This window comes from Bacillus sp. AP50, from assembly GCF_040492675.1.
Classification (GTDB): Bacteria; Bacillota; Bacilli; order Bacillales; family Bacillaceae_G; genus Bacillus_A; species Bacillus_A cereus.
Map to the genome: position 1 here is coordinate 1 of NZ_JBEUTW010000334.1, position 12,903 is coordinate 12,903.

Below are 12,903 nucleotides of genomic sequence, written 5' to 3' on the forward strand. Positions count from 1 at the left end.
ATTCAAAAACATGCACATTAATGTAGATTTTCATATTATTATTTGTGAATAGTTATGTAGTATGATCTAATTTCTATTTCGTTATTAAAAACAAAGAGATCAGATATGAGTGGTATTAGTTGGAAACAAGGCTTGCATAGAGCTACTTAAAAGGATTGCGGTATAATAAGGCGCGAAGTAATTAGAGATATGGGAAGCTACCAGTTATAATTGAAACGGTATAATATTGCTTTTTATTACAAATAATATTATGTTATTTTAATCGGTTTATTTAAAAAGATAATTTATGTAAAGGGCTAGTATTAGAAAATGAAATATCTCTATTTCTATGAAGAGAAACAGGTTGTGTTTTAGTCAGATAGAAGCAAGGAGAGATGCGCATGCTAGAACAGAGAGGTCATGCATTATATGACTCTTCGTTGCGAGATTTAAAGTTAGCATTAGATGAGTCTTCAATTGTTGCAATTACAGATCGAAAAGGTCTTATTACATATGTAAATGATAAATTTTGTGAAATCTCTAAATACAAAAGAGAAGAATTAATTGGAAAAGATCACCGTATTTTAAATTCAGGTCATCATCCGAAAACCTTTTTTCAAAACTTATGGAAACGTATTTTGAATGGGAAAGTATGGACAGGTGAGATTCGGAATCGAGCAAAAGATGGTACATATTATTGGGTCAAAACAACAATTGTTCCATTTTTAAATGAAAAAGGAGAGCCTTACCAGTTTATCGCAATACGAAATGATATTAGTAGTAGAAAAGAAGCGGAACAGAGGTTGCGGCTAAGTGAAAGTCGTTATAGGGAACTTGCCTATCATGATGCTTTAACGAGTTTGCCAAACCGTTTGCAATTAATAACGACCGTTAATAAATTGATTGCAGATAAAAAAGAATTTGGTATGATTTACTTTGATTTGGACCGTTTTAAATTAGTAAATGATACGTTAGGTCATATGATAGGGGACTTACTTTTAAGCGAAGTCGCTTCAAGGTTGCATTATGTACTAGGAGAGAAAGATGTTCTGGCTAGGCTAGGTGGCGACGAATTTGTGCTGTTAACAAAAAATCATAGACAAGATGATATGAGGCAGTTAGCGACATCTGTGTTGTCATGTTTCCAGGCACCATTTATTCTTGAAGGCCATGAAGTATATATTTCAGCTAGTCTAGGACTTTGTTCTTATCCACAAGACGGACAAGACGTGGAAACATTATTGAAAAACTCCGACTTAGCTATGTATAGTGCAAAAGAACAGGGGAGAAATGCTGCATGTTTCTTTACAGATGAGCTACGCGCGAAAATAAATCGTAGAATGAAAGTTGAGTTTGCTTTGCAAAAGGCAATTCGTGATGAAGAGTTAGATGTAGTATTGCAGCCTATTATTGATTTGAAAACGAAGAGATATTCTGGTATAGAAGCTCTAGTACGCTGTATGACAGAAGACGGACCTATTTCACCAAACGAATTTATCCCGGTAGCTGAAGAGTCTGGACTTATTATAAAGCTAGGAGACTGGGTATTAGAAAAATCGTGCCGATTGTTTAAAACATTGCCCAATTATCAAGAAGGACTAAAGTTATCAGTGAATTTATCTATACAACAATTAATGCAGAAACGTTTTATTTTCTCTGTACGTAGCATTTTAAAGAGAACTGGTTTTCCTCCGAACCGTTTAATATTAGAAATAACGGAAAGCATAGCAGTCCGCCATTTTGATTATATTATTGCTACATTACAAGAATTAAGAAATATGGGTGTTTTAATTGCTTTGGATGATTTCGGAACTGGCTATTCTTCCTTATATTATTTAAAACAACTACCACTGGATATTGTAAAAATTGATCGTAATTTTATTCGTGAATTTCATTATGATCACGCACAACCAGAACGAACGATTGTAAAATCCGTTATTGAAATTGCTCATAGTTTAAATTTAGCAGTAGTTGCTGAAGGAGTAGAAACAGTAGAGCAAGAGAGTTTGTTACAATCAATGAGCTGTGATTATGTACAGGGATTTTATTATGCGAAACCTTTATCTGTAGGAGAGCTAAAAGAAAAGTTAATTACAGATTTTTAATAAAAAAGAGAAGCCAGCAGCTTCTCTTTATTTAATCCGTTTTTTGAGAGTCTTTCATTAGTACTGGATAAAGAATAAGACCTAATACGAACAATCCAATTCCTAAGAAGAATGTTTTTAAATCAGCAGTTCCCGTTTTGATAACCCAAATAGAGTATACCAACGCTAATGTCGTAATGATTCCATCTTTTACTCGAGATCCGGGCAGTATATCATACGTTTCTCCTGTAATAACTAATTTTAATTGGTACAAGGTAGAAACAAGGTATGGAATTAAATAGGCTAATGTTGCTACGACGATAGCGAAACTATACGCTTCTGAAACAGTACCAGAAATCGTTGAAAATAAGAAAATTTGCGTCATTATATTTGTAATCAATAGTGATTTTGAAGGACTACCTTTTTTATTTGTTTTCCCGAAAAACTTAGGGAAAAGTCCATTTTTTGCTGCCTGGTAAGGTACTTCTGAACTAACAACAATCCAGCCAACTGTAGATCCAAATAAAGATATAAGAGCGAGTAAAGCCATTATATATGCACCTTTATTTCCAATTGCTAAATTTAATGCGTCTACTAATGGTTTTTGAGACTCCTTTAAAGCATCTTGCGGAAGAGCTCCCATTGTAAGTAAAGTAATTGACATGTAAATAAGAAGAGCGATAATTAATCCGAAAATCGTAGCTTTTTTTACATCGCGCTGTGATTTTGCACGATTAGAAAGCATAACTGCTGATTCAATACCGATAAATGCCCAGAGTGTTGCAATAGCAGCTGAATTGATTTGGCCACCTAATGAGATTGATTGTCCTGCTTCATTCATAAAGGTTTGACCGTCTCCGAAATTAGAGGCGTTGAAAATGAACAATGTAATTACAATAAACATTGTAAATCCGATAATTTTTGCAATAGTAGCAAGTAGATTCATATTTCCAGCTCGATCAATATTTTGCGAAAGAATATATTGAATTCCCCACAGCATAAGGCTACATACGAGGAAAGTTAATCCTTTTCCGAGCTCCAGTGAAAATCCATTTATTGAAAAAAGAATTTGCTTACTTTGTAAAACTGGAAAGAATGTTGATAAATATCCAGCAAAGGAAATAATAACAGATGCTGTTGCAGCCCAGTTAGCAGCCCAATATCCCCATGCCATACTATATCCTGCAACTTTACCAGCTTTTTTTGAAGGAAACATCGCTTGAGCATAGCTTTGTGGTCCAGCTTTTAATTCTGGTTTACGAATCGCTAAATTTCCAAATACAAGTGCAATCATAAATACGCCAAGGCCTGTAATACTCCATGCGAGTGTAGAACCCATTGGACCTGATACTTGTGCTAAATTTGCTGGAAGCATAAATACGCCACCGCCAACCATATTCCCGATAACAAATGCTGTTAAAACCCATAATCCCCATTTTTTCGTTTCCATTTTTGTTAACTCCTTTGTAGTAAGTTTTGCTTAAACATCATTTTTTACTAGCTTTTTGACAATAAAAAAAGAGCCATGTAGATAAAAAAATACCTACATGGCTCTTTTGCCAAAGCGTAGGTACAACGGGAATAACCCTTGTACCTACGCGTAATTTTTCCGCTAGGTTTCAAGGGTTACGTATGATGATGATGTTTTTGTGCAAATGTAACTACAGTTGTTGTATAAGTAAGCATAGTTCTTTGCTCCCTTTCTCCTCTGATTTTGAAGTTAGTATACTACATGTTTTTTTGAATGAAAAGAAAAATATAAAAATTTTTATAAAAATACGTTTTAAAGATTAAATATTTACCTATATTTTTCTTGTACTGGAAAATAAGTGAGAGATTGGCAGAAGAGTGAAGCATGTTATAATACATATAGAATTAGAAGGTGACAAGGGGCTATTGTAGATGATGAGTAAGTATGAACAAATTTATACAGAAATCAGTAAATCTATTGATAATAAACAATTAAAAGAGGGATGCAAAATCCCATCAGAAACAGAATTAATGAAGCAGTATGAGGCAAGCCGAGGCACGGTGAGAAAAGCTGTAGATTTACTGCAAGAGCGTGGATATGTGCAAAAAATTCATGGAAAAGGTGTTTTTGTTTTAAAGCGAAAAAATATTGAATTTAATTTTGGCGGTATTGTAAGTTTCCAAGAAGAAAATGAACGTTTGGGACGTCATTGTATTACGGAAGTTGTGGAAATGGACAAAGAAAAAGCCACAAAAGAAATTGCAAAATTATTAAATGTAAAAGAAAAAACAGAGATTGATCATATTAAACGTGTACGAAATATTGATGGAGAAAAAGTAATTTTAGATATAAATCATTTTGTATCTGAGTTTATTCCAGGATTAACGAAAGAAATTGCAACTGCATCGATTTATAAATACATCGAGAAAGAGCTTGGGCTACATATTAGTTATTCGCAGAGGGTAATTGAAGTACAGCCATGTACAGAGGATGACAGAAAGTATTTAGATTTAAATGGAACAGACTATGTTGTCGTTGTGAAAAACTTTACACATTTGTATGATGGAAGTCAGTTTGAATATACAGAATCACGCCACCGTTTAGATATTTTTCACTTTTCGGATGTGGCACGCAGGAAGTAAAGAGGTGGAACAAAATATTGTTTCATCTCTTTTTTTATAAAAAAAACACAAACTCGTATATACGAGTGTTGACTAACTTATATATACGAGTTAATATGTAATTGTAAACGGTATCAAAAAAAGAAAAGAGGGACGGGAATATGGGGAAAGACTATCGTAAAACAGCAGAGGAAGTGTTGCAGTATATTGGTGGGAAAGACAATATTGAACAAGCTGCACATTGTGTGACGAGGCTCCGTATCGCTTTAAAAGATGAAAGTAAAATAGATAATGATAAATTACAGTCTGTTTCATTAGTGAAAGGAGCGTTTCATAACGCTGGTATATTTCAAGTTGTAATTGGTCCAGGGGATGTAGATCGTGTTTACGCTGAATTGATAACGCTTGCAGGTATGAAAGAATCGACTGTAGCTGACGTAAAAGACTCTGGAAATCAGAAGTTAAATCCAGCTCAAAAGTTTGTAAAAATATTTTCGGATGTATTTATGCCGATATTACCAGCGATCGTAACAGCTGGTTTACTAATGGGTATTAACAATCTATTAGGCGCAAAGGACTTATTTTTTGATGGGAAAAATTTATTAGATGTTTATCCGAACTTAGGCGGGCTTTGGGATTTAATTAATATGATGGCCAATACAGCATTCGTATTCTTACCAGCACTTGTCGGTTGGTCAGCCACGAAGCGTTTTGGTGGTAGTCCAATACTAGGGATTGTTATGGGACTAATGCTTGTGCACCCGGCCTTATTAAACGCTTGGGACTATGGAAAAGCAGCGACTGGTTTAGACGGACAAAAGATTGAGTACTTCGATATTTTAGGACTGTTCCAAATTGAAAAGGTAGGGTATCAAGGTCAAATCTTGCCGGTTTTAGTAGCTGCATTTGTGTTAAGTAAAGTAGAAATTTTCTTAAAGAAACATGTACCAAATGCAATTCAATTATTAGTTGTACCAATTACAACAATCGTTGTGACAGGTGTGTTAGCATTAGGAATTATTGGTCCGGTTACACGTCATATTGGAGATTTATTAACAGTAGGATTAGTAGGTGTATATGAAACAGTACCAGTAGTTGGAGCAGTATTATTTGGAGCGTTATATGCACCGCTTGTAATTACAGGTATGCATCATATGTTTATTGCAATTGATTTACAATTGATTGCACAACATGGCGGTACATTTATTTGGCCAATGATTGCTCTTTCTAACATTGCGCAAGGTAGTGCGGCACTTGCGATGTTCTGGATTTCTAAAAATCAAAATGATAAAAGTATGGCATCAACATCAGCCATTTCAGCATACTTCGGTATTACAGAACCAGCGATGTTTGGTGTGAATTTACGAAATAAGTTCCCGTTTTATGCAGCGATTATAGGGTCTGCTGTGGCAGCGATATTCATTACATTAAATGGTGTATTAGCACCTGCTATCGGAATTGGGGGATTGCCAGCATTTATTTCTATCATTCCGAAATCGATTCCAATGTTTATTGTCGGAATGATTATTGCAGTTGTAATCCCATTTACTTTAACATGGTTATTTGCAAAAAGAGTGAAACAGAAGTAGGAGGAAGTTAAACATGAAGGATTGGCATAAAAGTGTAGTCTATCAAATTTATCCGAAGAGCTTTAATAGTTATTACAATAGAGAAACCGGTGATATAAAAGGGGTTACAGAGAAACTAGATTATTTAAAAGAACTCGGAGTGGATTATATTTGGTTAACACCGATATACCAATCACCACAAAATGATAATGGATATGATGTAAGTGATTATTACAGCATTGATCCATCTTACGGAACGATGGAAGAGTTTGAAGAACTTTTAGCAGAAGCGAAAGTACGTAACATTGAAATTATGCTTGATATTGTTGTAAATCATAGTTCGACTGAACATAAGTGGTTTAAAGAAGCGAAGGAAGATAAAAATAGTCCATATCGTAATTACTATATTTGGCGTGATGAAAAAAATAATTGGCAGTCTAAGTTTGGTGGATCTGCTTGGAAATATGATGAGAAGACGGAGCAATATTATTTACATCTATTTGATGAAACACAAGCTGATTTAAATTGGGAAAATGAAAAACTGCGTGAAGAAGTATATGATATGATGCGCTTTTGGCTGGATAAAGGGGTAACGGGATTCCGATTAGATGTCATTAACTTAATTTCAAAAGACCAATGTTTTTTAAACGATGAAGGTAGTACTGCGACAAGTGATGGACGCAAGTATTATACAGATGGCCCGCGTGTTCATGAATATTTACAAGAGATGAACCGAAATGTTTTTGCAGGAAAAGATGTCATTACAGTTGGAGAAATGTCATCTACGACAATTGATAATTGTATTAAATATTCTAATCCTGAGCGTAATGAATTAAGCATGACGTTTAGTTTCCATCATTTAAAAGTAGATTATCCGAATGGTGATAAGTGGACGAAAGCAGAGTTTGATTTTATTAAATTAAAAGAGATTATGTCTAACTGGCAAATTGAAATGCAAAAGGGCGGAGGATGGAATGCGTTATTTTGGTGTAATCATGACCAGCCTCGCATCGTGTCACGCTTTGGTGATGATGGAAAGTACCGAAACGAATCTGCAAAAATGTTAGCGACAGCCATGCACATGCTGCAAGGAACGCCTTATATTTATCAAGGGGAAGAAATCGGTATGACGAATCCTAAATTTGAGTCCATCGAGCAATATCGTGATGTAGAATCGTTAAATATATACGATATAAAGCTAAAAGAAGGGCTATCAAAAGAAGAGATTATAGGGATTTTAAAGCAAAAATCTCGTGACAACTCTCGCACTCCGATGCAGTGGAATGAAGAGATGAACAGTGGTTTTACAACAAGTACACCTTGGATTTCAGCGGCTGAAAATTTTAAAGAAATAAACGTAGAGAAGGCATTAGAAGATAAAGAGTCCGTATTTTATCATTATAAAAAGTTAATAGAGCTTAGAAAAACGTATGATGTAATTACAGAAGGAGAATATGCTATTTTGGATAAAAATGATCCTAAAATTTGGGCATATACTCGTACTACAGAAAGTGAAGTACTACTTGTTATAAATAACTTCTATGGAGAAGAAATAACGTATTCAGTACCAGCGCACATTCAGTTAGATGGAATGAAACAAGAAGTACTACTGTCGAATTATAAAGATGCCAGCAAGGATATTGCAAAACTTAACTTAAGACCATATGAATCAATTGTGTATCGATATACGAAATAAAAAGGTTGTATGCCCGAGCGGCATACAACCTTTTTATTTTAAGACACCACTATACAAAATGCTTACTTCTACTTCAGGTTTGAATTTTACTTTTGCATAATCTTTATTCCAATTTTTTTTCTTCCATAAGTTAGGATGATAAGCGATAAGATGTCTTCCAATACCGAAAGCATCACAATTTGCTTTTTGTAGTTTTCGTGTTATTTTTTTCGCTTCTTTCGTGAGTTGTTTAGAAAGTTCTTTATTTAGTTTTTCTCTATCGTCCATTGTATACATATTATCTCTTGGAGATTCAAGTGCTATAACTTTTAATTGGAGCTTAATGTGAGCATAAACATTTCCTTTTTTATCTGTTGTTATTTTTAAGTCGCGTTTTAATTTTCGATTACTAATTTCCATTGTTAAATAATCAGATGTCTTCTCAGATTCATCACTAGTCAGTTTTTGGGTTATACGGGCACTTGTTCCCATTTTTCCGGTTAATAACACGAATAAAACAGATTGTTGCAAAGGTAAATGCCCAGTTAATTTATCATTGTTAAATAAAGCTAACCCGTTTGTAACTACTTCTTTTCCTCTTATTTTTATAGAAGGAAGGGTAAAGTCTTTACCGGGATCTAACATTTTTGTAGCAGCTGTTTCTAAAGTTTCTTTTGGAAATACACTCATATCTTCTAAGCTTTTCACTTTTTTCTTTAGAAAATCTCCAATTAGTAAATTTCCTATTTTCTTTTTTTCGAGTATCTCCGATGTTTCACCATCTACTGCAATAAGTTTTACTAAAGCAGTTGGGTTTGTTGGATCTCGAAAGCTGACATCTAAATAGGGGAGTATACCCTTTTTTAGAATTTTGGTTCCGAGTAATTGAACACCATATTTAAAATAGCGAATATTCCCAGTCACATTTTTTTTTAGGGCATCGCCTGTATCCATTATGTTATGCCCGGTTGCTGAATATATTTCATTCTCAAATGAAGATTGCTCTCCGCTTGAACTTTTTACGAGCTCGATTGTTTGCTGGAGTTTATTCTCTTCCGTAATATCAGCTCCAACGCTATAAGCTAAACTTGCCTCCCTTAATGGTTCTTGATCCCAACAGCCAGAAAGGAGGGAACTAGTACATAATATTAAAAGTAATTTAACTCTTTTTGGGAACATACTGTTCTCCTTTCTTCTTTCTTATTATTGAATAAAGTAGAAATAAAAGAGGGAGGACAACGATGAAAATATAGGTGAACTTATCAGTGAAAGTTGAAATTACTTTTAATTCTTCAGGTGTATCTATAAATAAGGCTACACTAAAAGCAATAATACCAACGATTGGAACAGCCTTTTTATGATTAGCAAGGTTGAATATATGTCCAATTCCGATTGAAGCAGCGCAGTAATAACTAGCAATAGAAGCGACAACTGTTATCATCCAAATTGGGATGAAGATTAGGTCCGTTCGATCTATAATTCCAATATGCAAGGAGCGTAATAAGTAAGCAACTGGCTCTGGAATAAGCTCAATTTGCTTTGGACTAAATACGATAAAGCAAATCCAAACGGTAAAAGTATAAAAAAGAGTTACAAATCCATTGGCGATAGAAATGGCCTTCAGTTTTGCAATAGAACTCCCATTTACTTTTGGGAAAGCGATAAGAATAATTTCAAAACCATACATGGCTGTAATTGTTTCCTTGGATGCTTGAATTATATTCCACCATCCGGCTTCTGTAATAGGAAAAATATAAGAGAAATCAGCTCGTGAAAGCCCTAGGGCAATTAAAAGAGCCATTGGAATAATGAGAATAGAGGCCATGACATAAAATCGTACGATGACTTTAAATGTGTTATAAGCTACATAACAACAAGCTACTGTACATAATATGAGAATTGCAGACCACGGAGTTGCGTGTAAAACCCACACTTTAATGACGTTACAAGCATTTAACATAACCGTCATACCGATAAGGGTAAAATAAAAAACATAAGAAAAGCCCAATAGTTTTCCTAACTTATTACCAAATAGCATACAAACACTTTTATACATATCTGCATCAGGAAATCGTTTTAAGAAAAGCCACATAAGTAAAATAATAAGTTGAATGGCAAGCCCCGCGATGAGCGCAGAAATCCAACCACCACCTTTTGCTATCGGATGAAGCCGGTTAGGTAGAGATAGTATACCGACCCCAATTTGGCATTGAATAACGAAAAAGGTAAATTGAACAAGTGAAATTTTACTTTGCGTGTTTGTCACCGTCCTCATCCTCTCTCGTTACATGTTGGCGCTGCATTTTTTTCGGTTTTGGATCATGTGGTCTTTCCCAAAATGACCAAATTGGTAGTCTTATGAAAGAATCTTTCATATCTTTAATCCGCATCGGGGCAACAGGAGAAAGATATGGTGTATGAAATGAATGAAGCTGACATAAGTGAACGAAAGTTATAATGAGACCGAATGATATTCCTACATATCCGAATATGGCAGCAAGGAGCATTAATGGAAAACGAAGAATCCGAACTGCTGAACTCATATCGTTTGATGGAACGAGAAAAGATGAGATTGCAGTTAAAGCTACAACGATGATCATTGTGTAAGAAACGAGTCCAGCTTTTACAATTGCATCCCCAATTACTAAACCACCTACAATACCGATTGTTTGTCCAACGCGGCTCGGCAAGCGAATACCAGCTTCTCGTAATAACTCGAAAATTAACTCCATTAAGAGAGCTTCAAAAATAGGAGGAAGCGGTACTTTCTCTAATGAAGCTTTAATCGTATACACAAGTTCGAGCGGTAACACATCAGGATGAAAAGCAACAGTTGCAATATATAAAGCTGGTAAGAGAAAGGCAATTAAAAAACTTACTAAGCGAATCATTCGGACGAAAGAACCGACAATCCAACGGTTATTATAATCATCTGGTGATTGATAGAAAGCAAATAACGTAACAGGAACGATGAGCGCTGTTGGATCTCCATCAGATAAAATAGCAACACGCCCTTCCATTAAATTAGCAACAGTTCTATCTGGACGCTCTGTATTTAATTGCTGCGGAAATGGGGAGAAAGACGTATCCTCTATAAATTCTTGTATGTATCCTGGTGGCATAAGTGCATCCGTTTTAATGGTTTCCAATCTTCTTTTCACTTCTATAACTAAATCGTCATTCGCTATATTTTGCATATAAGTAATTGCCACTTTCGTGTGCATTTCTTCACCGAGTGTAAAATACTTAACAACTAAATTTGGACTCTTAATGAGTTTACGAATAGAGGTTAAATTAGTTGCTAGATCCTCTACAAAACCAGTATGTGGACCGCGCACAACTCCTTCATTATCAGGCTCTGCTATATCTCTCTTTAAAGATAAGGTTGTTTCGAAAATACAAAAACTGTCGACGTGTTCATGAAAATATAAGGATTTACCTTGTAATAAAAGTTGTATCCCATAATTTAAATTCGTTTCTTTTTTCATATTTAACGTAGAAAAAGCTTTATCTAAAGATAAATCTGATCGCGTTAATAATGGCTCAAGGACTAACTGATGAATTAGATTTGGATCTGCTAAAGATTCGATATATAAGATTGCTCCTTTTCCGTTTTGAAAAGGGAGATCTAATTTTTTTATATCATCAGAATGAGAAAGTTTATTTTCAATGTAATTAATGTTCTCCGGAAGTGATGGAAACATATGCTTTTGGTTTTTACTCTCTTGTTGTTCTTTTTGCTCTGTCATAATTTCCACCTCTCTTAAAGTGCAATTGTTTCTGTTAATTTTTGTCGTTTGTGAGAAATTTATGCTTGAATTATTTTAAAAAAAGAGGATTGAAGGTTACGTTACATTGTCTTTTGTGCATTATTCAATTTCATAGCAGTACTTCTAACATTTGTGTCGAATTAAGAAGATATATAGGAGGGATACATATGGAAATAGCTGTAGAACGTGTTTTTACAAAAGAGATTTTAAAAAGAGCAGCGAGTTTGTTTCATGTAACAGTGGAAGAAAAGCCACTTGGAGATTTTGAAAATTATATTTTTAAGGCAAAGGGTGATCGTGGCGAAGATTACGTATTGCGTTTAACTCACTCTTCTCATCGCTCCAAAAAAGAGGTAGAGGCCGAACTAGATTTTTTACGATATGTTGCGGAGAACGGGGCAAAGGTAGCAGGACCTCTTTATTCAACGTCTCAAAATCTTGTAGAAGAAATTGGAGCAGAGGATGAAACTTTCTTTTTCGCTTCCTTATTTACATATGCAAAAGGTGAGCAAGTAAAAGGAGAGGAATCGCCTTATTGGGGCGAGCCTCTCTTTGAAGCATGGGGAAAAGCGATTGGGCAACTGCATCGCCTTACAATGGAATATCCTAAAACAGACTATCGTGATACGTGGGAAGAAGACGAGAGTGGGATTGTTAATGAACTAGAAGATGATCAAGTGAAAAAAATCGCTGCGGTATTAATGGATGAGATAAAGGCTCTTTCAATTGAAAGAGAAACGTTCGGCCTTATGCACGGGGATATTCATCCAGGTAATTTTCATTATGATGGTAAAGAGTTAACAATCTTTGATTTTGATGATGCAGCTTATAATTACTTTATACATGATTTAGCGATGGTTCTTTATTACTCTGTTCTATTTACACCGTGGACAGCGGAAGAGAAGACAGATTTTGCTCGTAAACAGTTACAAGTGTTACGAAAAGGATATGAGTATGAGCACAGGCTGGCGGATAGTTGGTATGAATCGTTGCCACTATTTTTACGTTTACGTGATATAGGTTTATATGGAACGCTTCAGAAGAAGTTTAAAGGGAAAGATATGCCTGATAACTTCTTGAAATTATCAGAAGAGCTATACGAAAGAATTATTAAAAGAGAAGCAATTGTGAATATATAATACATTTAGTTCAAAACAAAGTATATAAAACAAATATATACTTTGTTTTTTTATACAAAAATATGTTTACTTTATTAAAATAATATTGTCCTAGAT

General features: G+C 34.7%; 9 protein-coding genes. 5 read left to right on the top strand and 4 right to left on the bottom strand.

Annotated elements, in window-relative coordinates; genetic code table 11:
- The first annotated feature begins 380 nt into the window (after window positions 1–380).
- Window positions 381–2,084, top strand: a complete 1,704-nt coding sequence (locus ABWK52_RS21590; RefSeq protein WP_000893350.1) for a putative bifunctional diguanylate cyclase/phosphodiesterase — start codon at window positions 381–383, stop codon at window positions 2,082–2,084.
- 31 nt (window positions 2,085–2,115) lie between these two features.
- Here ABWK52_RS21590 and ABWK52_RS21595 read toward each other — a convergent pair whose 3' ends face one another.
- Entirely contained in the window at window positions 2,116–3,513 is a 1,398-nt protein-coding gene (locus ABWK52_RS21595) for an amino acid permease (RefSeq protein WP_000448444.1), read from the bottom strand.
- Between the two features lie 452 nt (window positions 3,514–3,965).
- On the opposite strand from ABWK52_RS21595, the gene treR reads away from it, so the two are divergent.
- The 3 genes from treR to treC all read left to right on the top strand — a co-directional run bounded on the left by treR (window position 3,966) and on the right by treC (window position 7,919).
- Window positions 3,966–4,676, top strand: coding sequence for a trehalose operon repressor (gene treR, locus ABWK52_RS21600; RefSeq protein WP_000987242.1), 711 nt, complete (start codon window positions 3,966–3,968; stop codon window positions 4,674–4,676).
- Between the two features lie 140 nt (window positions 4,677–4,816).
- A complete protein-coding gene (gene treP, locus ABWK52_RS21605; protein WP_000513940.1) occupies window positions 4,817–6,244 on the top strand; it encodes a PTS system trehalose-specific EIIBC component in 1,428 nt (475 codons plus the stop codon).
- 13 nt (window positions 6,245–6,257) lie between these two features.
- Window positions 6,258–7,919 carry an alpha,alpha-phosphotrehalase gene (gene treC / locus ABWK52_RS21610; protein WP_098541034.1) on the top strand — a complete coding sequence of 554 codons (1,662 nt, stop codon included), beginning with the start codon at window positions 6,258–6,260 and terminating at the stop codon, window positions 7,917–7,919.
- 33 nt (window positions 7,920–7,952) lie between these two features.
- Here the strand turns inward: treC and ABWK52_RS21615 are convergent, their stop codons facing one another.
- Genes ABWK52_RS21615 through gerKA form a run of 3 tightly spaced genes read right to left on the bottom strand, consistent with a single transcriptional unit; the run spans window position 7,953 to window position 11,647 of the window.
- On the bottom strand, window positions 7,953–9,077 hold the full coding sequence (locus ABWK52_RS21615; protein WP_000484129.1) for a Ger(x)C family spore germination protein: 1,125 nt from the start codon (window positions 9,075–9,077) through the stop codon (window positions 7,953–7,955).
- A complete protein-coding gene (locus ABWK52_RS21620) occupies window positions 9,058–10,164 on the bottom strand; it encodes a GerAB/ArcD/ProY family transporter (RefSeq protein ID WP_000185796.1) in 1,107 nt (368 codons plus the stop codon). Before ABWK52_RS21620 ends, ABWK52_RS21615 begins: the two co-directional genes overlap by 20 nt.
- Window positions 10,145–11,647 carry a spore germination protein GerKA gene (gene gerKA / locus ABWK52_RS21625; protein WP_000139248.1) on the bottom strand — a complete coding sequence of 501 codons (1,503 nt, stop codon included), beginning with the start codon at window positions 11,645–11,647 and terminating at the stop codon, window positions 10,145–10,147. Before gerKA ends, ABWK52_RS21620 begins: the two co-directional genes overlap by 20 nt.
- A gap of 188 nt (window positions 11,648–11,835) precedes the next feature.
- Here gerKA and ABWK52_RS21630 point away from each other — a divergent pair, with 188 nt between their 5' ends.
- Entirely contained in the window at window positions 11,836–12,807 is a 972-nt protein-coding gene (locus ABWK52_RS21630; protein WP_065704889.1) for a phosphotransferase enzyme family protein, read from the top strand.
- Window positions 12,808–12,903 lie beyond the last annotated feature (96 nt).